This is a genomic window from Streptacidiphilus anmyonensis (assembly GCF_000787855.1).
GTDB lineage: Bacteria > Actinomycetota > Actinomycetes > Streptomycetales > Streptomycetaceae > Streptacidiphilus > Streptacidiphilus anmyonensis.
The window spans coordinates 1-19029 of sequence record NZ_BBPQ01000023.1 but is presented as its reverse complement, the minus strand read 5'-3'; the positions used below and the strand labels follow the sequence as shown (position 1 = coordinate 19029).

At 70.9% G+C, this 19029-nt stretch carries 16 protein-coding genes, 4 tRNA genes and 1 pseudogene; 13 read left to right on the top strand and 8 right to left on the bottom strand.

The features are described 5' to 3' along the window. Nucleotides 1–467 precede the first annotated feature (467 nt). Together TR50_RS20680 and bldC are read left to right on the top strand one after the other, a co-directional pair. Complete coding sequence (locus tag TR50_RS20680) at nucleotides 468–1496, top strand: DUF8083 family protein (RefSeq protein WP_042423494.1); 1029 nt, start codon at nucleotides 468–470, stop codon at nucleotides 1494–1496. 675 nt (nucleotides 1497–2171) lie between these two features. Beyond that, the gene (bldC, locus tag TR50_RS20675) at nucleotides 2172–2378 is read left to right on the top strand and encodes a developmental transcriptional regulator BldC (protein ID WP_033321412.1); all 207 of its coding nucleotides are present in this window, start codon (nucleotides 2172–2174) and stop codon (nucleotides 2376–2378) included. Nucleotides 2379–2639: 261 nt separating this feature from the next. On the opposite strand, the gene TR50_RS20670 is transcribed toward bldC, so the two are convergent. Together TR50_RS20670 and TR50_RS20665 are read right to left on the bottom strand one after the other, a co-directional pair. After that, nucleotides 2640–2713: transfer RNA gene (locus TR50_RS20670), tRNA-Asp, on the bottom strand. Nucleotides 2714–2818: 105 nt separating this feature from the next. After that, nucleotides 2819–3487 carry a VIT1/CCC1 transporter family protein gene (locus TR50_RS20665; protein ID WP_236654507.1) on the bottom strand — a complete coding sequence of 223 codons (669 nt, stop codon included), beginning with the start codon at nucleotides 3485–3487 and terminating at the stop codon, nucleotides 2819–2821. A 338-nt stretch (nucleotides 3488–3825) separates the two neighbouring features. On the opposite strand from TR50_RS20665, the gene TR50_RS42700 reads away from it, so the two are divergent. Together TR50_RS42700 and TR50_RS49765 are read left to right on the top strand one after the other, a co-directional pair. Beyond that, nucleotides 3826–4635, top strand: a complete 810-nt coding sequence (locus tag TR50_RS42700; protein ID WP_160311141.1) for a M23 family metallopeptidase — start codon at nucleotides 3826–3828, stop codon at nucleotides 4633–4635. A 183-nt stretch (nucleotides 4636–4818) separates the two neighbouring features. Then, complete coding sequence (locus TR50_RS49765) at nucleotides 4819–5910, top strand: alpha/beta hydrolase (RefSeq protein ID WP_042423486.1); 1092 nt, start codon at nucleotides 4819–4821, stop codon at nucleotides 5908–5910. 111 nt (nucleotides 5911–6021) lie between these two features. Here TR50_RS49765 and TR50_RS20650 read toward each other — a convergent pair whose 3' ends face one another. Next, nucleotides 6022–6714 carry an NAD(P)-dependent oxidoreductase gene (locus TR50_RS20650; protein ID WP_042423472.1) on the bottom strand — a complete coding sequence of 231 codons (693 nt, stop codon included), beginning with the start codon at nucleotides 6712–6714 and terminating at the stop codon, nucleotides 6022–6024. A gap of 82 nt (nucleotides 6715–6796) precedes the next feature. On the opposite strand from TR50_RS20650, the gene TR50_RS20645 reads away from it, so the two are divergent. From TR50_RS20645 to TR50_RS20635, 3 genes are all read left to right on the top strand, one after another. Next, on the top strand, nucleotides 6797–7483 hold the full coding sequence (locus TR50_RS20645; RefSeq protein ID WP_084700634.1) for a TetR/AcrR family transcriptional regulator: 687 nt from the start codon (nucleotides 6797–6799) through the stop codon (nucleotides 7481–7483). 286 nt (nucleotides 7484–7769) lie between these two features. After that, complete coding sequence (locus TR50_RS20640; RefSeq protein ID WP_152648513.1) at nucleotides 7770–8066, top strand: hypothetical protein; 297 nt, start codon at nucleotides 7770–7772, stop codon at nucleotides 8064–8066. 284 nt (nucleotides 8067–8350) lie between these two features. Next, complete coding sequence (locus tag TR50_RS20635) at nucleotides 8351–9328, top strand: class I SAM-dependent methyltransferase (protein WP_084700632.1); 978 nt, start codon at nucleotides 8351–8353, stop codon at nucleotides 9326–9328. Between the two features lie 198 nt (nucleotides 9329–9526). Here TR50_RS20635 and TR50_RS45655 read toward each other — a convergent pair whose 3' ends face one another. Continuing rightward, nucleotides 9527–9700, bottom strand: a complete 174-nt coding sequence (locus TR50_RS45655; RefSeq protein ID WP_162484979.1) for a hypothetical protein — start codon at nucleotides 9698–9700, stop codon at nucleotides 9527–9529. Between the two features lie 344 nt (nucleotides 9701–10044). On the opposite strand from TR50_RS45655, the gene TR50_RS50105 reads away from it, so the two are divergent. Further along, nucleotides 10045–10542, top strand: coding sequence for a helix-turn-helix domain-containing protein (locus TR50_RS50105; RefSeq protein WP_369405759.1), 498 nt, complete (start codon nucleotides 10045–10047; stop codon nucleotides 10540–10542). Nucleotides 10543–11196: 654 nt separating this feature from the next. On the opposite strand, the gene TR50_RS20630 is transcribed toward TR50_RS50105, so the two are convergent. The 3 genes from TR50_RS20630 to TR50_RS20620 form a co-directional block, all read right to left on the bottom strand. Continuing rightward, nucleotides 11197–11273 (bottom strand) — tRNA-Phe (locus TR50_RS20630). A 27-nt stretch (nucleotides 11274–11300) separates the two neighbouring features. Continuing rightward, a tRNA-Asp gene (locus tag TR50_RS20625) sits at nucleotides 11301–11374 on the bottom strand. A 57-nt stretch (nucleotides 11375–11431) separates the two neighbouring features. Next, a tRNA-Glu gene (locus TR50_RS20620) sits at nucleotides 11432–11504 on the bottom strand. Between the two features lie 114 nt (nucleotides 11505–11618). Between TR50_RS20620 and TR50_RS20615 the strand changes: the two genes are divergently transcribed. Next, the gene (locus tag TR50_RS20615) at nucleotides 11619–11969 is read left to right on the top strand and encodes a metallopeptidase family protein (RefSeq protein ID WP_042423465.1); all 351 of its coding nucleotides are present in this window, start codon (nucleotides 11619–11621) and stop codon (nucleotides 11967–11969) included. Between the two features lie 354 nt (nucleotides 11970–12323). On the opposite strand, the gene TR50_RS20610 is transcribed toward TR50_RS20615, so the two are convergent. Further along, on the bottom strand, nucleotides 12324–12515 hold the full coding sequence (locus TR50_RS20610) for a hypothetical protein (protein ID WP_152648511.1): 192 nt from the start codon (nucleotides 12513–12515) through the stop codon (nucleotides 12324–12326). A 293-nt stretch (nucleotides 12516–12808) separates the two neighbouring features. On the opposite strand from TR50_RS20610, the gene TR50_RS20605 reads away from it, so the two are divergent. From TR50_RS20605 to TR50_RS45650, 4 genes and pseudogenes are all read left to right on the top strand, one after another. Next, on the top strand, nucleotides 12809–14995 hold the full coding sequence (locus tag TR50_RS20605; RefSeq protein WP_042423458.1) for a DEAD/DEAH box helicase: 2187 nt from the start codon (nucleotides 12809–12811) through the stop codon (nucleotides 14993–14995). A gap of 358 nt (nucleotides 14996–15353) precedes the next feature. After that, nucleotides 15354–17102, top strand: a complete 1749-nt coding sequence (locus tag TR50_RS20600) for a recombinase family protein (RefSeq protein WP_063775112.1) — start codon at nucleotides 15354–15356, stop codon at nucleotides 17100–17102. A gap of 503 nt (nucleotides 17103–17605) precedes the next feature. Further along, complete coding sequence (locus tag TR50_RS42695) at nucleotides 17606–18418, top strand: recombination directionality factor (protein WP_052441140.1); 813 nt, start codon at nucleotides 17606–17608, stop codon at nucleotides 18416–18418. Between the two features lie 228 nt (nucleotides 18419–18646). After that, nucleotides 18647–19029 (top strand): annotated as a pseudogene (locus tag TR50_RS45650) (hypothetical protein); the annotation flags it as partial.

Here is a 19029-nt window from a genome sequence, read left to right as displayed (position 1 = left end):
CCCCCCCCCCCGCCCCCCCCCGCCCCCGCCGACACACACCCGTCCGCGCCCGGCTTCGCCTGTCCGCACTGGCCTGCAGTCGTGTCGGGCTGCCTCCGCCCGGCACGTGTCCGGCGTGCGGCCCGTCCGCGCCCGGCCCGCCCGGTCCGCGCCTGCCTGCGCCCGGCTTCGCCTGTCCGCCCCCGCCTGCGGTCGTGTCGGGCTGCCTCCGCCCGGCACGTGTCCGGCGTGCGGCCCGTCCCCGCCCGCCGTGCGTCCGGCCGGGCCGCCCGCGCCCGTCGGCCGTGCGCCGCCCAGCTGGCGCCCTGCCGACGCCCGGCCGACCGACGACCACCCCCGCCCGGCGCCCGCCCAACGCACGGACGACGGACGGCCGACCGAGGGTCGGCGTACGGCCGTGCACGGGGCGGCGAACGGACCCCGTGCTTCCGGGGCGCGGGAGGGGTAGGGCGTGCGACGATGCCAAGGTGCCTACCTTGCGGACCTCGGTGCATCCTCCCTACGCCGCCTACTTGCGCGTCTACGAGCCCCTGGCCGCCTTCGCGGAGCCGGAGCGCTCGTACTGGCAGAGCTACGCCGCCGAGGGGCCGAGGCTCGGCGCGGTCGACGAACACCGCGCGCGGCTGGCCGACCTGACCGCCGTGCCGCCGCTGGCCGTCCCGGAGCAGGAGAGCCGCGACGCGTTCGTGCACGAGGCCGACGGCGTCCTCTATCTCTGTCCCTGGCGCACCCGGCTGCGCAGCTGGCTCGCGCTCGCGGAGCTGAGTGAGGAGCTGCCCGCGCCGTTGCTGGACGCGGCGGTGCCGCCGGTGGTGCGGGCCCAGGCCGAGGCGGACTGGGACAGCTGGCGCACCCGGCACCCCGACGGCCGCCCGTGGATCCTGACCAGTACCTGGAGCATCCCGGTGCGCTGGTTCCTGCTCTTCGGCGACGAGGAGCGTGAGTACATCCCGTCCGGCTCCGAGCTCGCCGTCGAGGGCACGGACGGCTACCCCGACGGCCTCCCGGACGGTCTCGGCGGCGGTGCCGGTGGCCTCGACGGCGGCTTCCGCGGGGACTTCCGTGACGGCCGGGTCGAGGACCCTGACGGCCCGGCGGAGGACGCCTCGGCGGACGCACGGGAGGACGACGCGAGCGCGAAGCGGCGCTCCGCGCCGGTGCTGCGCTACCGCACGCCGATGGCCCAGGCCCGTCGCCGGGTGGCACGCGGCTTCCGGGTGCTGCGGGAGACGCTCGACGCGGGCCCGCTGGTCGACGGCGTCGAGGAGGTCGGGCGCTGGTTGGAGGAGTTCCACCCGCGTTCGCTGGTCGAGCTGGACTACGGCGGCCTGGTGCACGCGATCCCCGAGCAGGGGCTCGCGGGGGACCGCTCCGCCGAGGAGGTGGCGGAGGGCGTCGCCGCGCTGCGCGCCGGGGACCCGGTCCGGGCCGGCCGGTGCTACCGGACGCTGACCGAGCGGTGGCGGCGGGTCCAGGAGCTGCAGTACGCGAACTGACCGTGCTGAGCTGCGAGAGCCCTCTCCGAAGCCGGTCCTGAGGGGCTGTCACCACTCCCAATGGTCACAACAACAGCACAGCTCAGAGGCGGGTCGGCCACGGCCGATCGGTCTACGCGCGTCCGTCCTTGGCGGAGTTCCGCCACGACGGATCACGCCATGGACGGCCTACGGACCAGTCGGACATGCGTGGCACCATCTCCTCAGACGTCACAGGGGTGCTTATCCCGTCTCCACATGGGACCTAGGTCCCAGATCGGGTCAATCCCCCATCAACGTGATGTGACTCACCGTTGACGCGAAGGTCGCACTGGGTGTCAAAATAGGACAACCAGCCTCACTCAGGACCGCTCTGCCCACGTAAGAGCGGTTCTGCGGACGTCGGGGGCCTTCGCGGGGGAAGCGGGGGTTCCTGATGCCGTGACGGGGGGTCGCTTTGCGGTGACTGTCCGTTATGACATGGTCCATTGCCATCCGTCGGGCTTGGCCCCCCAAGGGTCAATTCCGCCGGTTCGGCTGATTGGACTGGACGGATGGTGTAGTTGTAGTGCCAAGGACAAGCCGTTCGTCCTATTACCGACTTGGTAGGCGGTGGCCATTTCGGACATCGCACACCAAGGTGCAGAATTTCTAGGAAAGAACCGTGTTGGTTCGGTTCTCCCGAGGAGGCCGCTCATGACCGCTCGTACCCCTGATGCCGAACCCCTGCTGACGCCGGCCGAGGTCGCCACCATGTTCCGCGTTGACCCGAAGACGGTCACCCGCTGGGCCAAGGCTGGCAAGCTCACCTCGATCCGGACGCTGGGGGGTCACCGCCGCTACCGCGAGGCGGAGGTGCGCGCCCTGCTTGCGGGCATTCCGCAGCAGCGCACGGAGGCCTGAGAGGGCTTCGAGTAACAGCTTTGAACTGCACCGGACTCCGCCGGGTCCGGTGCAGTTCTTTTTTGTTTTGGAATTCTTTTTTCGGGATGTGCAATTGTACATATAAAATGAGCGCATCTCGCGAGGTGCCGAACGTGAGCAGTCGTCAGGAAAATTTAAGTGACTCGCATCACATGCGTCACATCTCCCACGCGGAACCCACACATCGCGCGGACAAACAGATCAGCCCGGATCCGATTGGATCCGGGCTGATCGTGCAAGCGACCCCGACGGGACTTGAACCCGCGACCTCCACCTTGACAGGGTGGCGAGCTAACCAACTGCTCCACGGGGCCTTGTGCGAGTGAGACTCTACTGCATGCCGGGCGCCCCGGTCGAATCGCCCTTCGAGCGCTGTTCCGACGGAGCGTCCCAGGTGAGCGGGGTGGTCGTCAGGGGGGTCATCGCGCGGCGTGGAGCAGCACTCCGGCCGCGTAGGTGATCGCCATCGCGATCGCGCCCCCCAGCACGTTCCGGCCCACCGCCGGCCCGACCCTGGCCGAACCGAGCCGCGCGCTCACCCATCCCGTCACCACCAGCGCGCCGATCACCGCCGCCACCGTCACCGCCACCCGGACCGAGGCCGGGGGCAGCACGATCGCCAGCAGCGGCAGCAACGCGCCCACGGTGAAGGCCACGAAGGAGGCCCCGGCGGCATGCCAGGGGTTGGTCAGCTCCTCCGGGTCGATGCCCAGCTCCGTCTCCGCGTGCGCCGCCAGCGCGTCGTGCTCGGTCAGCTGCACCGCGACCTCGCGCGCCAGATCGCGGGTCAGCCCCTTCGCCATGTAGAGCCCCGTCAGCTCCTCCAGCTCCGCCTCCGGCGTGTGGGCGAGCTCGCGCCGCTCCTGGTCCAGGGCGGCGAGCTCGGAGTCCCGCTGGGTGCTGACCGACACGTACTCGCCCGTCGCCATCGACATCGACCCCGCGAGGAGGCCCGCGAGGCCGGCCGTCAGCAGCTCGGCGGAGGTGGCGGCGGCGCCGGCCACCCCCACGACCAGGCCCGCTGTCGACACCACCCCGTCGTTCGCCCCGAGGACCCCGGCCCGCAGCCAGTTCAGCCGAGACCCCAACTCCCCCTGCCGATGCGGTTCCCCCTCATGCCCGCGACCACCCGCGGGAGAGGACCGGTTCTCGTCACTGCTCACGTCCGCAGTCTTTTCCACGCGCCCGGCTCCTGCACCCGCGACGCGCGGGAAACCCGCCACGTCCCGAGAGGTTCGCCGGCCGGGCCGTTCCCGTCCCAGGCGTCGTTCGCACAGGTCTGTTCGGGTTGCGGCATCGAAGCGGGCTCAGGTCCTTTGCTGGAAGGGGAGTTGTCAGGCAGCCGGGGGCGTCACGCCTGGTGGGGACTGCGCTGAACGGGTGGTCGAGCTTTGGAGGGGGAGCTGTCGGGGGGTACACGTGGGGCGTGGCACGACTCGTGGGTCTCCTGTGGGCCTCCTCGCGGACCGGATGGGCTGCGCTCCTCAGCCTTGGTGTCGGCGCGCTGCTGCCCGTCGCGTTCGCGCCCTGCTGCGCGCTGCACGCCGGGTTCAAGGCGGAGTGGGTGCCGAGGCTCGCACAGGACGCCGTGGTGCGCCGGGTGGGTCCGGACCGGGGCGCGGCCGATCGGGGCAGGCCGCGGCTCGGCCCGGCGCAGTTGCTCGCCTACGCGGACGCGACGTCACCCGCGTTGTACGGGCGTCCCGGCGTCACGTCGGGCGGACCGTGGGGAGCCACGTCGGGAGGGACGGAGGACGCGACAGGGGACGCGGCTGATGCGACCACCGCGACCGCCGCCGCGCCCCAGGACCCGGGTCCGTGCGGGGAGGCGGGGTGGTTCAGCCCGGCGCCCGGTGCGGCGATCAGCCAGGTCTTCGGCGACCCCGACCCGGAGTACGCGGCGGGCTATCACACCGGCGTCGACTTCGCCGTCTTCAGCGGCACGCCCCTGCTCGCGATCGCCGACGCCGTCGTCGAGGTCGCCGGATGGGGCGGCGCGTACGGGCACTGGATCGTGCTGCGGCTGCCGGACGGTCACTTCGCTCTCTACGCGCACATGTCCCGCCTCGACGTCCACACGGGCGACCGTGTGGCGGCGGGCAGCCGGCTCGGGCTCTCCGGGGAGTCGGGGAACGCGCGCGGACCCCATCTGCACTTCGAGATCCGTACCGAGAACCACTACGGCGCGGTCATCGACCCGCTGCCGTATCTGCGGGCCCATCGCTGCCGGGTGTGATCTCCCGGGCCCTGGACACGGGATGGTGAAGAAGTCGGCAAGAGTTTCCGTGCGCGCAGGAAACCCCCAGCATTCCCCCAGATAGGCTGCGCTGGGCGTGAACACGGCATATCGCGCCCGTACGCCCCCGTACACGCCTGTACACGCACGAAGCGCACGGAAGCCACGGAGCACAGACCGACCATGAGCCTCACCGGCACGCCGTTCTTCGTCCTCACCGTGGCGCTGATGATCGGGGCGATGGCCCTGCTCGCTCTGGTCTGGAACCGAATACCCGGGCCGCGACCGGTCCGCTTCGCGGGCCGGATGGGCGCGACCGTGTTCAGCCAGATCGCCGCCGTCCTCGTGGTGCTGGTCTACGTGAACAACACGATGGGTCCGTTCTACGACAGCTGGCAGGACCTCTTCGGCGGGGACGCGAACCAGTCGGCCACGGCGACCGACGTCTCCGGCGGCGCGACGGGCGCGAGCGCGACGAGCGAGAAGCTCAGGTTCACCACCTATCTGCCGGGCGTGCGGACGACCGTCGCCCACGGGCCCGCGTCCGGGATCAACGGCAGCCTCTACGTCTGGCTGCCGCCGCAGTACGACGACCCGGCCTACGCGAACACCGACTTCCCGGTCGTGGAGCTGCTGCCCGGTACGCCCGGCACGCCGCAGGCGTGGTTCGGGTCGATGAAGGTGCAGGACGTGATGGCCCCGCTGATGGCGCAGGGCAAGGTCAAGCCGATGATCCTGGTCGCGGCCAAGCTCAACGTGATCCCGGGCGGCGTCGACCCCGGCTGCGCGGACACCCCGGCGCCGGGCGGGGCGAAGACGGCGACGTGGCTCTACAAGGACGTGCCGAGCCTGATCGCGGCCAACTTCCGCACCGCGAAGAGCCCGCGCAAGTGGGCGATCATGGGCTACTCGGCCGGCGCCTACTGCGCGGTCAACCTCACCGTGCAGCACCCGAGCGTCTTCCACGCGGCCGTGAGCCTCTCCGGATACAACGGCCCCGAGTCGCCGCTGGTGGTCAAGGACCCGGCGCTGAAGAACGCCAACGACCCGTACCTGGTCCTGCGCGGCGAGAAGCACCAGCCCGACATCGCACTGCTGATGGCGGGCAGCGCCCAGGACCCGGGGACCGTCCCGGCCGCGAAGAAGCTGCTGTCCGTCCTGCACACCCCCGGCCCCAACCAGCTGCTGACGGTCCAGTTCGGGGGACACACCACCAACGTGTGGCGCACGATGCTGCCCGCCGCCCTGTTCTGGCTCTCCGCCCGGCTGAACTGACCGGCCTCCCGGCCTACGCCGTACCGCTGCTCGGGGTTGCTCGGGGTTGCTCGGCGTTGCTGGGGTTGCTCGGGGCCGTCCGGGGCTGCTGGGAGGTGCCCGGGGGCCCGCTCAGCGCTTGCGCAGCACCTCGTCGCGCAGCAGCTTGAGCAGGCCCGGCCTGGTGTCGACGGTCACCACGCCCATGGCGGCCCGCAGATGGGCGTTCTCCTCGGTCTCACGCAGCATCGCGGCGGCGAGGTCGACGCGTGCGGTGTAGAGGCCGTCGGCGCTTTCGGGCGCTGTCCGGTAGGCGGTGACGCCGGAGTGGTCGAAGAGCCCGGAGGGGCGGACCACGGTCCAGTCCAGCGTGCTGTCCGCGAGCAGCGCCTCCATGCGGCGCATGTCCTCGTGCGCGGCGCGCGCGACGACGCGGTTCACGTACGGGTCGAGCACGTTGTTGAAGAAGAACTCGCCGCTGGGCCGCCAGGCCGGGTCGAGCACGGCGGAACTGACGGCCAGCAGACGCTTCACGCCGTGCCGCTCCATCGCGGTGACGGCGTTGGCGATCCCGGCTGAGTACAGCGAGACCGGCGCCCGGCTGGGCTGCACGCCGAGCGCCGACAGCACCGCGTCCGCCCCCGCGACGGCGGCGTCGAGCGCGCCCTCGCGGGTCGCGTCGGCGGCGACGGCCGTCAGGCCGGGCCGGGCGGGCAGCGCGGCCGCGCGCCGGGCGACGGCGGTGACGTGGTGGCCGGCGGCGAGGGCCTGGTCGGTGAGGGCACGGCCGGTCGGGCCGGTGGCGCCGAGGATGACGAGATGCACGGGGACTCCCTTGGTTCGATGGCGAACGGGCGGACGCTGAGGGCTTGACCGTCGCACTGGGGAGCACGGATATTCAACGGTGATGAATAAAACCGAGGCCCGTGCACTCCCCACTGCGCCCCCCGCCGGGAGCCCCGCGCTCCCTGTGCGCCGCGCGACGGGTGACGTCCGCCGACGCGGACGGCCGCACGGGCGCCCGCAGACCAAGGCCCGGATCCTGGCCGCGGCAGAGCCGCTCTTCCTCGAACACGGCTACCGGGCCACCACCCTGCGCGCCGTCGCGGCCGCGGCCGGCGTCGACTCGGCGCTGATCAGCTATCACTTCGGCTCCAAGCGGGGTCTGTTCGGCGAGGTCACGCAGATCCAGTGCGCCCGCGCGCTGGACCTCACGCGGGCGTTCACGGGCGACCGCGACGGCCTTGCCGAGCGGCTGCTCGACCTCGTCACCGAACTGTGGGACGAGGCCGAGGTGAACCGGCTGGCCGTGGAGAACGAGGAGGTGATGCGCGTCTTCCGCGAGTACCTGGAAGGTGAGGTACTGACGCGCCTTGCTGAATATCTCGGCGGCCACGGCGCGACCCGGCGCGCGCTCGCCGCGGTGACGCTGATCGGCGGGCTGATCTTCACCCGCTACCTCAACCCGCTGCCGCTGGCGGCGGCGCTCCCCTCCGAGGAGATCCGCCGGACCCTCGCCCCGGCGCTGCGCGCGGCGCTCGCCCCGACCGTTCGCGGGCCCCGGACTGCACGCGCCACCCGCCCCGGGGTGTAGCCGGCACCACCCCCGATTCGGCTGTTGGGGCTACCGACTCGGGCGCGCTTTCCCGGAAGGCTGATCACCGTGCCCGAGAGGTTTCGGGCAGGGGAGAGCAGGCGTTCCAGGGGGAGCCATGGCGAGCACGTTCGCACTGCACAGTGGGGTTTTTGCCGGAGCCGGAGCCGGAGCGGGCACCGCGGCTCGGGGCCGGATCCGGCCCCGGAGACAGACCCGGACACAGACCCGGACACAGACCCGGACCCGGACTCTGCGGGTCCCCCTGCCCGCCGCACTGGTCGGCATGGGCCTCGCGCTGGTCCCGTGGATGGTCCTGCTGGCCACGCAGGGGGCGTGGCCCTGGGTGGGACTCGACGTGCTGGAGGCGACGGGCCTGGTCGGCACCGGTCTGTTGCTGCGCCGCGGAGATGCGCGCTCCGCGCTCACCGCGAGCGCGACGGCGGCCCTGTTGCTGACGGACGCGTGGTTCGACGTCACCACCTCCCACGGCGCGGAGCTGGCCCAGGCGTGGGTGCTGGCCCTGCTGCTGGAGCTGCCGATCGCCGCCCTCTGCGGGCGGCTGGCACTGCGGCGCGGCTGAACGCGGGGCCGGTGGTCGGCCGGGCCGGCCGCGACCGGGCGGAGTCGGGGGGCTCCGCGGGTCGCGACCGGCCCGGCGTCTTCGCCGATCCCGGGGCGGAGTCACCGCGGGCGTCGGTCGGTCGAGAGCGTCGGTCGGTCGAGGGCGTCGGTCACGGATGTCGACCGGCGCTGCGGCGAGTCAACCGAACGGATGAGTGACCCGTGCCGCATCCTGGCGTTGATCAGGTCGAGGGCGGCCTCCTGCGGTCGCCCGTCCGCAGTCCCGCAACGCCGGAGCACGCCATGGCCGTCCCCGCCTCTGCCCACGACTCCCTCATCGCCTCCACCGATCCTGTTCTTGATCCGGACGCCCCTCGTCCGGCCACGCTCGAGGACGTGCCGGGCTGGTTCCCCGTCACGGACCACCGCCTCTTCTGCTGGCTGCTCGATCATCAGCGGGAGCGGGAGATCCCCGGCGACGTCCTCGAGATCGGGGTCTACCTCGGGCGCAGCGCGATCGTGTTGGGCCACCACATGCGCGAGGGCGAGACCTTCACCGTCTGCGACCTCTTCGAGTCCGAGGCCGCTGACAGCGCGAACTCGGCCGAGATGAGCGACAGCTACCGGGAGAAACTGACCCGCCGCGCCTTCGAGGCCAACTACCTCGCCTTTCACGACGCGCTGCCCCGCATCCACCAGGGCCCGAGCGAGGAGCTCGCGGAGGCGAAGCTGATCGCGCCGGGCAGCCAGCGCTTCATCCACGTCGACGCCTCGCACCTCTACGAGCACGTCGCGGCCGACCTGCGGTTCGCGCGCGAGGCACTGCGCGAGGACGGCATCGTGGCCCTGGACGACTACCGCTCCGAGCACACCCCCGGCGTCGCAGCCGCGACGTGGGAGGCGGTACGGCTGCACGGTCTGAGGCCGGTGGCACTCACGCCGCAGAAGTTCTACGGCACCTGGGGCGATCCGGAGTCCACCCGGCATGCGCTGATCGACCAGGCCCGCCGCCGGGATCCGCGCGCGCCCGATCTGCAGGTCGTCTACGACGAGCAGGTCCCGCGCCTGTGGGCGGGGGCTCTGCCGGCCCAGGAGCAGCCCCGCTCGCGTTGGTTCGCCGAGCACGAGGCCGAGCAGGAGGCGCGCAGGCGCGCCGAGCGCACCCTGCAGCAGCGCCTCCCCGCCCGCGCACGCCGCCTCGCCGCCGACCTCACCCCGCCGCTCGCCGCCCGCGCCCTGCGCAAGCTCCGCGCCCGCGCGCAGGAGCGTGCACGGGCCTAGCGCGCCTGCAGGCTTCGACCCTGCCCTGAAGGTCGCACCGATCCGTCTCATGGAGCCGTCCGCCGTCGAGGGACAGGGCGTCATCCGCTTGCGTTTCCGCCGTCCCAGGGCCGGTGACGCACTGTCGCCGCCGCCTTCCGGTCGCCGAGCTCGGTCCGTCGCGGTGCCCCGCGACGCCCACCGCCATGTTTCAGACCGTCACCGTTGATCGGACTCGGGACGTTGACCCTGGGAACGATCGGCGCCTCCAGATCGCGAGCCGAGGCGCTCGAAGATGACCAGGAACGGAGCGACGAAGGCGGAAGCGCCGGCCGCAGGCTGGTGGCCGAGTATCACCAGAAGCAGGCCCGCCGTGAGTGTCAGCACGAACATCAGCGCCTCCGGCCAGGGCGGCCTGCAGCAGTGACCTGAGCCTTTTCCTCGCCGCATGGTGTGTTCTCCTCCGGCCTTGAAGCGGGTGGGGAGAGGCCGGACCCCATTCCGTCCAGCGCTGTCCGTCCAGTGCTGCGGTCGACCTCTGCTGCCCTGATGCGAATCTAGGATCTTCGGCGCTCCTGAGACCAGGTTCTAAGGAGTGCATGATGACGCAGAAGACGAACGTGCACCTGGTAAACCGGGGCTCTTCCGCCCAAATCAGCTGGCTGTCGAGAGGTCGACCGTGGGCCCTGTCTAAGGTGAGCCAAAGACGTAGAGCGTCCGCCGTGTGAGGAGACCTCATGGATTCATACTGGGACGACCCCGGCGAGTTCCGGACATGGCTCCGGCAGGCAGCCAAGGCTGCTGGATATGACCTCACCCCAGGCGCGGGGGGAAGAGCTGCTCTGTCACGCGACACCGGGATCTCGGAGGCGCAGATCGGGGCGGCCCTGAACAACCCGCGCGCACGTCCCAGCTTGGAGAGCCTCCGACTCCTGGCGAAGGCCCTCGGTAAGGCTCCTCTCGAACTCTTCGTCGCTGCCGGATACATCCGTCCGGAGGAAGTCACAAGCGATGACCGTAGGCGCCCGCTTACTGCTGTCGAGCACCTTTCAGCGGCAGCGTTTGGGCTCGACTTGCCCGTCCCCACGCACCCGCTGTTCGTCCGACTGAGTCGGAGCCTGGCCGCAGGGCTCACAGCAGACTGGACGGAAAGGAGGGCCGAGGAGCCTCGATCGGCAGGGCGTGGCTCGGAACGAGATGACGGCCGGTCGGTCGGCACGGCACCGATGGTTTGAGGCGTCCCCTACCGCTCCGGTGACTGTGTTTTTGTTGCCGGCCGGTTGTGGCTGGGTTGGCGGGTCGGCCGGTTGAAGGCCGCACGCCAGGCACGTCTTGGCGCCGCCAGCGCGTGGAGGAGTCCGGTGAGACGCCGTGACAAACCATCAGAGTCGCCGACGTTGCCGCCACACTGCCGTCAGCGGCTCACGGCATTGCTCGGCTACGACGCTTCGGCTTGGATGCCCACATGCAGAGCGGCGAAGTCCGGTCATGGATCAAGCAACGCCCCATGGCCAGCGTGACTTACCCACTGGGATCGGCCTTTGCGCTCTGGTTCTGGGGCGGGTCATCGCGCCCGGCCTGGTCTTTCGTGGTGCTCGCGTCGACTGCCACGGTCTGCATGCTTGCCCCGATCCTGGACAAAGGCCGACGCTCAGTGCACCACTTGTCTCCGCCTGGGTCCGCCGCGCCAGGTGGCGCGGGGGGATTGGAGGAGCGCCCGCCCGAGCGGGTCCTTGAGCCAGTGGCGCCCATGCGTCGGCGGCGGAGAAGCGCGCGCTGACCAGCCTCTCCGAGCTGATCAAGTAGACCTGCTGCCGTCGTACTGCCGTCCGCAGGCACGAAAAAGCCCCGGCCGGATTACTCCGCTCGGGGCTTTCTGCTGGTCCTGCTGGTGGCCAGGGCCGGGGTCGAACCGGCGACCTTCCGCTTTTCAGGCGGACGCTCGTACCAACTGAGCTACCTGGCCAGGATCCCTCGCGAGAGGGAGCCTGAGCGACCCCGACGGGACTTGAACCCGCGACCTCCACCTTGACAGGGTGGCGAGCTAACCAACTGCTCCACGGGGCCATGCACACAAACCGCGTGTGTAGGCCTGCTGTACTGCATTGCACTGCTGTTACTACGTGCCCCCAACGGGATTCGAACCCGTGCTACCGCCTTGAAAGGGCGGCGTCCTGGGCCACTAGACGATGAGGGCTGGTGGACCACACCGGCTTCCTTGCGGCCGTCGGGGACGTTCAGAAGCATATGGGATGGGGGCGGGAACACCAAAATCGGTTTCGTGAGCGGGTGACGAGGTCAGGGGTGCGGCGTGCTGTGGATGGGCCGAGAGCGGTTCGAAGAGCTGGTCGGGGACGCGCTGGATCGGATCCCGAGCGAGCTCACCCGATTGATGGACAACGTGGTGATCTTCGTTGAGGACGAGCCGCCCGCCGGCGGTCCCGAGTTGCTCGGGCTGTACGAGGGGACGCCGCTGACCGAGCGCGGGGAGTGGTACGCCGGGGTGCTGCCGGATCGGATCACCGTCTACCGGTATCCGACGCTGCGGATGTGCGCGAGCGAGGACGAGGTGGTGCGGGAGGTGGCGGTGACGGTCGCGCACGAGATCGGGCACCACTTCGGCATCCCGGACGAGCGGCTGCACGAGCTCGGCTACGGGTGAGCCCCTGAGCCTTGAGCTCCCGAGCCTGGCCGAACCCCCAGGGGATCACCGGGGACGGCCGTGTCCTTTGGCAGGCCGTCGCGTTGAGAGGGATGAGGGGGCGGGAAGCAGGACGCCGCCAGGCGAGGAAGCGGGGCCGGTCGCGATGGGCAAGGTCGGAGCGGGGGTGCGTCGCGTCGCGGTCTGGGCGCTGATGACCGGCGCCGCGGTGGGCGCTGTGGGCGCGCTGTCCGGGTGCATGGAGGTCGGGCCCGCGGCGGCGCCGGTCGGGGCGGACGGGGCGACGGTGGGGCCCGGCGGCGAGGGCGGCACCTCCCAGGACGGTGCGGGCGGTCACCACGCGGGATTGCGCCACTACGCGGGCGAGGGGATCAGTGCCGGGGCGACCCCGAGTGGTGCCGGGGAGAGCGCGGCGCGGCCCAGCTCCGGGCCGTCGGCGGCCGTCCCGGTGCCCGTCGCCGTCTCGCCGCCCGCGAGCACACCGACGCCGGTCGGCCCGACGACCCCGTCGGCGCAGCCCAGCAGCGGGCCGACCCAGCACCCCACGCCGACGCCCACCCCGGTGACGAGCCCGCCCCCGTCTCCGAGCCCGTCGTCGCCGGCGCCGTCAGGAAGCCCTTCCGCAGGCTGACTCCGGCGGGGTAATGTGAGGTCTTTGGCGCACGGTTTGGCGGTCATGCCTTCGTTGCGCTATCTTGGTAGATCGTTGTGTTCAATTTGCCCGGCGCCGCATAGATCTAGGCGCACCTGGCGCGTTCCGGTACTCCGTGGCTGACCGCATTGAGGCGGTTTGGGAAATCTGCGGGTGTGGGCGCGTGCCGACATCCGGAAGGTTTTTCATGTCCCTCGTTGACGACGCCCGCTTCGCCATGCCCGAAAACGACCAGGATGCCCTGGTCGTGGTCGAGGCCACCGAGGTCGAGGCCGACGCCGCCACCCCCGCCGCCGAGACCACCGACACCACCGAGACCGTCGAGACCGAGAAGACGATCACCTTCGGTGACCTCGGTCTGCCGGACGAGATCGTCCGCGGCCTCGCCAAGCGCGGCGTGACCACCCCGTTCCCCATCCAGGCCGCCACCATCCCGGACGCGCTGGCCGGCAAGGACGTCCTCGGCCGTGGCCGCACCGGCTCCGGCAAGACGCTGAGCTTCGGCCTGCCGCTGCTGACCCGCCTGGAGCAGGGCCGCACCCGGCCCAAGCGCCCCCGCGGCCTGATCCTGGTCCCGACGCGTGAGCTGGCCATGCAGGTCTCCGACGCGCTGGAGCCGTACGGCACCGTGCTCGGCCTGAACCTCAAGGTCGTCTGCGGCGGCACCTCCATGCCGAAGCAGATCTGGGCGCTGGAGCGCGGCGTCGACGTCCTCGTCGCCACGCCGGGCCGCCTGCGCGACCTGATCGACCGCGGCGCCTGCACCCTCGACGAGGTCGAGATCGTCGTCCTCGACGAGGCCGACCAGATGGCCGACATGGGCTTCCTGCCCGAGGTCACCGAGATCCTCGACAAGGTCCCCTCCGGTGGCCAGCGGATGCTCTTCTCCGCCACCCTGGAGAACGAGATCGACACCCTGGTGAAGCGCTACCTGGTGGCCCCGGTCACCCACGAGGTCGACCCGTCCGCGGGCGCGGTCACCACCATGACCCACCACGTCCTGGTCGTGAAGCCCAAGGACAAGGCCCCGGTCACCAACGCCATCTCCGCCCGCAAGGGCCGCACCATCGTCTTCGTCCGCACCCAGATGGGCGCCGACCGCGTCGCCGAGCAGCTCCGCGACTCGGGCGTGAAGGCCGACGCGCTGCACGGCGGCATGACCCAGGGCGCCCGTACCCGGACCCTGGGCGACTTCAAGGACGGCTACGTCAACGTCCTGGTCGCCACCGACGTCGCCGCCCGAGGCATCCACGTCGACGGCATCGACCTGGTGCTGAACGTCGACCCGGCCGGTGACCACAAGGACTACCTGCACCGCTCCGGCCGCACCGCGCGCGCCGGTCGCTCCGGCACGGTCGTCACGCTGATCCTGCCGCACCAGCGCCGTTCCACCTTCCGTCTGCTGGAGGACGCCGGCGTCGAGGCCACCCGTCACATCGTCGGCGGCTCCTTCGACGCGGACCTCGTCCGCATCACCGGCGCCCGCTCGCTGACGGAGGTTCAGGCCGAGTCCGCCGCGACCCAGGCCAAGCAGGCCGAGCGAGACGTCAACGCCCTCACCAAGGAGCTGGAGCGGGCCACCCGCCACGCCGCCAACCTCCGCGAGGAGGCCGACCGTCTCGCGGCCCGTGCCGCGAACGAGCGCGCCGAGCTGGGCCTGGACGACGAGGTCGCCACCGAGGCCCTCGCCGAGGCCGTGGCCGCGGGCGAGACCGTCGAGGAGACCGCTGTGGCGGTCGAGGCCGGCGACGCTCCGGTCGTCGTCGAGGCCCGCGCCCCGCGCGCCGAGCGCGGCTACTCCGCCCGCGAGGAGCGCACCCGCGAGCCGCGCGGCGACTTCCGCCGTGACGAGCGCCGGGACGACCGTGGTGGTTTCCAGCGTCGTGACGAGCGCCGGGACGACCGTGGTGGCTTCCAGCGTCGTGATGACCGTCGCGATGACCGTGGTGGTTTCCAGCGTCGTGACGACCGTGAGGGCTTCCGCCGGGACGAGCGCCGGGACGACCGTGGTGGTTTCCAGCGCCGCGATGACCGTCGCGATGACCGCGGTGGCTTCCAGCGTCGTGACGACCGTGAGGGCTTCCGCCGCGACGACCGCCGCGATGACCGCCGTGATGACCGTGGTGGTTTCCAGCGTCGTGACGACCGCCCGTCCTTCGGCGGCAGCCGCTCCTTCGGCGACCGCGACCGTGACCGTCGCCCGTCCTTCGGCGCGCGCCGTGACGACCACCGTCCGGCGTCCGGCAACTTCCGCCGTGACGACCGTCGCGATGACCGCGGTGGCTTCCAGCGTCGTGACGACCGTGGCCCCGCCGGCTACCGCGGCGGCTCCGGTGCCGGTTCCGCCGAGCGCAAGCCGCGCTGGAAGAACTGATCAACCGGCGTCGTCCGAGTCTGACCAAGCCGACAGGCCGTCCCCGTTTCCGGGGGCGGCCTGTCCGCGTTCCGGGCCGCAGAGCGGGGAACGCAAGCAGGGGAATGCAAGCGGGGAAACACACCCGCGGGAACGCAAAAGCGGCCCGCAGGCTGGTTCCTCGGTCCCTGCGTCCAGGGGCCGGGGCATCGGGGACGATCCGATGAGCCTGCGGGCCGGGTGACTGCTTTGAATTGCGCTTGCGCGCCAGTGTTGGAGTGCCCGCTGCCGGGAGCTACCCGTCACGGACGGGGCAGCGCTAGCGCGCAGCCACCTCACGCGTCCTGGTAGTACTCAGATACATATGATGATGCGCACTATGATGCCTTATCTGAGTCGTACCATTCCGTCGTCCGAGCTTGAGTCGGTCCGTGCCGTGATCTACGCCCGCCAGTCGAAAAGGCGGACGGACGAGTCCGAGGCATCGACCGAGTCCCAGGTTGCCAGGGCGACGGCGCTGGCGGAGGGCAAGGGCTGGGCCGTCGGCGAGGTGTTCCAGGACGTGGGCAAGTCCGGGTGGGACCCCGAGGCTCAGCGGGATGGCTTCGAGGCCATGATGAAGGCGGTGCGCGCCGGCGAAGTCGATGTCGTCATCGTCTTCACGCTCTCCCGGCTCACGCGTCGTGGCGCCATGGAGGCGATGCGGATCAACGATGAGCTCACCCGGTACGGTGTTCGGCTCGTCTCGGTCGAGGAGCCGTTCCTCGACACCACGCATCCGATCGGCGTCGCCGTCTTCGCACTGATCGCGGCTCTCGCGCAGCAGGAGTCGGAGCTGAAGTCTGCGTTCATCTCCGAGGCCAAGGCCGAACTCAAGGCGGCCGGAGGGCACGTCTCGGGCCGACCGCCGTTCGGCATGAAGGGTGAGCGCGTACAGGAGGGGAAGCTCGTCCGCACACGGCTCATCCCGGATCCGGAGACAGCGCCCACGGTGCTCGGGATCGTGGCCAAGGTGATGGACGGCCGCTCGGTGTCGGCGGTCGTGCAGGAGATGAACGAGGAGGGCGTACCGTCCCCAGGGGCTTTGAGCTTGGCCGCAGGGCGCAAGCGTCCGGGAAAGACGCGGAGCAACATCACTCCGCGTGACCTGGACTGCCCGCCGCTGTGGGACGTTGGCACGCTGAATAACCTCCTCAAGCACCCGGCGCTGGGTGGCTTCGCAGCGGAGTGGGTGACGGACGCGGACGGGCGGCGCCGTCGCCGGCAGGTCGTCCGCCGGAAGGACGGCTCACCGATGCATGTCCACGTTGGGATCATGGAGCCATCCCAGTGGTACGCCCTCCAGGACGTCCTCAAGGGTCGTTCGCGTGAGTCGATCAGGCCCCGGAATCCCGAGAACGACAGGACGCTTCTTGGCGGTTGGGGCGTTCTCCGCTGTGGCGTCTGCAGCGCCAACATGGTCTACGAGCAGGCTCAGGACCGGTACACCTGCCCGCGGCCGACGAGTCGACAGAACTCGCACGGGCTCGCCATCAAGGCCGAGGTCGCAGACTCGGCGGCAGCTCGTCTCGTGTGGACCCGACTCGGGGCGCTCGACTTCGAATCGCCCGAGGACCGCGAGTGGCTGGCGGAAGCAGCGATGCGCTTCGCACGACAGCGTGACCTGTCAGGCCTTGAGGAGGAGCGTTCGGAAGCCCAGGCACAGCTGGACCATGTCTTGGAGTCGATGAAGGAGCTCTACGCGGACCGCGCCGACGGTCTGTATCGAGGTGCTGTTGGACGGCAGGCATTCCGGGACACGCTCAGCAAGTACCAGGCCAACGAGTCCGCGTGCCGGAGCCGCCTGGAGGCAATCGATGCCGAGACCAGCAGGACCGTTGAGATCCCCAGTGAGTGGCTCGCCGTGGATGGTGAAGCCGATCCGCTCGGAGAGGGCAGCGTCTGGGCTGCGTGGGACATGGTGAAGCGGCGCGAGTTCCTCTCGTTCTTCGTGGACCGGTTCGAGGTGATCCGCGCAGAGCGGCGCGGCAGGATCGCTGACCCAGCGGGAAGGGTCATGCCGGACTGGGCGAAGCGCCGCGAGCTGGAGAGTGCCGCTGAGGCCGAACCGGTGGATGTGGAGGCCTGAGCGCGGCAGAGGGCGATGTGTGTTCGGTGCGGTTCCCGCATCGGGGGCGCGCGACCCTGTCACGGAAGTCCGGCACGGCCAAATCGTCGTCCGTCGGAACCATGGCCGTGACCTCGCCGAGCGGGACCGCGGTGGTGGGGCCGCCTCGTCCAATGATGGCTGGCCCATGTGCGGGCGGGCAATCTACCACAAGATCTCGAAACGCCCATTCTCAATGTGTCTGTCAGGGTCGTGCTGAAGGAACGCGCAGAAGGAGGGACGACAGACATGGGCGCTGCAGAGACGCCGTTCACCTTAGGTGGGTCGCATGTGGGCCGCAGCCCGGCCGCGAGACCCACGTCCGGGCCGGAGACCTCGTTTTAGGTTTCCGGCCGCCAGGCCGCTACCTTGACGCACCGATTGCCGCCTGGCCTGGGTGATTGCCAATTAGGTCGCGAGTCGCTTCGCGACTAGCTTTGCCCACCCGCCCCTGCTCCTGCCGCCAACGGAAGGTACCCCCGCCTATGACCAACCGCTCCCCGCACCCCGCCCGTTCGCCCAGGCGCGCCGCCCAGCCGGTGAGCCGACTGCACCCGACGCCTACGCCCGCACTCGCGGGTCAGTTCCGTTCGGGGCGCCTGTCGGACCAGCTCCCGGAGTCCCTCGCCACCTGGCGCGTCACCACCGTGAGCTGGGCCGTAGCCGAGCAGGCGGCCGGCCTGCTCGGCGGCACCATCACCCGGCGGGACACCGACGAGGGCGAAGCCTTCGACGTGGTCACCAACACCGCCGAGGTCTCCGTCGTCGTCGACCGGGTCGACGACCTGCGCTGCGAGATGCGCCGGTGGGACCACACGGGGCTGGTCCACCACTGCGACGGCACCGCGTTCCTCGCCCCCGCCGACCGGCGCGGCAGCGCTTGCGGCTGTCCGGCGTCTCTCGCGGAGCGTCGGGCGAAGGCCCGTGAGGGCCGCGCACCGCAGGCGTTTACGGTGACCCGGTTCCGCCTGCCGGAGCTCCCACAGCTCGGCACGTTCCTGCACGAGTCGCTGTCCTGGGAGCTGGCCCAGGAAGCATCCGCGCTGCGCGAGCGCCTGGTCGCGAGCGGCCCCGCCGTGTTCGCGCTGCGCCTGACGCAGACGGAGTTCGTCGGTCCCGGCGGGATCCGGCTGGCCCAGCGCAGGCCCGTCCTGGACTTCGTCGCCCCTGTGGCAGCGGCGCTGACCAGCGGCCTTGCCGCTTGCGCCCGCTCGGCGGCGGAGGCTGCGAGAGCCGCCCGGACGGCCCTGCGAGCCGTCCTCGCCAGCGTGACGCGCGCCTGCCTCGGCGAAGCCTGAGCCGCAGGTCTCCTATCGGCCCGCAGGCAGCGGGCCGGCGTCTACGACCAGTAGGAACGTCACCGTCGGCGAGTGCCCCGGTGCTGTCTGACGTGTGATCACAGTCTCTGGAGAAGGAGGTGATTGGGCATGGTGTGCGTGGTAGTGTCCCTGCTCCACCAACCGAATAAGGCGACCCCGGCAGCGCGCCAACGCTCCGGGGTCCGGCACCAGGAGAAGAAGCTCCGGATGCACGTTCATCGTAGCCGCCATGTGCGCGGCTTCACCGCCCTGCCCAATTACCTGCTGCAGGACCGCAGGCTGTCCTACACGGCCCGTGGCCTGCTCGCGGACTTGCTCTCGCGCCCGGACGGGTGGCGGGAGGACGGTCGGCAGATGGCCGACTCCAGCCCGCAGGGCCGCACCGCGGTTTCGAAGGCGCTGCGCGAACTCGCGCGCGCCGGGTACTACCGGGTCGAGAAGGTCCGCCAGTCCGACGGCACGGTGGTCAGCGAGTCCCACGTCTACGACACCCCACAGCCTTCGGCTCCGGCTGCCAAGGTTGCGGGCTCCGGCCGCCGGGCAGTCGGCCTTCCTGACGCCCTTCCAAAGGACCTGGTGAAAGAACCCTC

Coding starts and splice junctions, on each gene's coding strand:
- TR50_RS20635 (WP_084700632.1), top strand. CDS start 8,351: ATGGCCGTCCCCGCCTCTGCCCACGACTCCCTCATCGCCTCCACCGAT.
- TR50_RS20600 (WP_063775112.1), top strand. CDS start 15,354: ATGATGCCTTATCTGAGTCGTACCATTCCGTCGTCCGAGCTTGAGTCG.
- TR50_RS42695 (WP_052441140.1), top strand. CDS start 17,606: ATGACCAACCGCTCCCCGCACCCCGCCCGTTCGCCCAGGCGCGCCGCC.
- bldC (WP_033321412.1), top strand. CDS start 2,172: ATGACCGCTCGTACCCCTGATGCCGAACCCCTGCTGACGCCGGCCGAG.
- TR50_RS20640 (WP_152648513.1), top strand. CDS start 7,770: ATGGGCCTCGCGCTGGTCCCGTGGATGGTCCTGCTGGCCACGCAGGGG.
- TR50_RS20645 (WP_084700634.1), top strand. CDS start 6,797: ATGAATAAAACCGAGGCCCGTGCACTCCCCACTGCGCCCCCCGCCGGG.
- TR50_RS50105 (WP_369405759.1), top strand. CDS start 10,045: ATGGATTCATACTGGGACGACCCCGGCGAGTTCCGGACATGGCTCCGG.
- TR50_RS20605 (WP_042423458.1), top strand. CDS start 12,809: ATGTCCCTCGTTGACGACGCCCGCTTCGCCATGCCCGAAAACGACCAG.
- TR50_RS45655 (WP_162484979.1), bottom strand. CDS start 9,700: ATGTTCGTGCTGACACTCACGGCGGGCCTGCTTCTGGTGATACTCGGC.
- TR50_RS49765 (WP_042423486.1), top strand. CDS start 4,819: ATGAGCCTCACCGGCACGCCGTTCTTCGTCCTCACCGTGGCGCTGATG.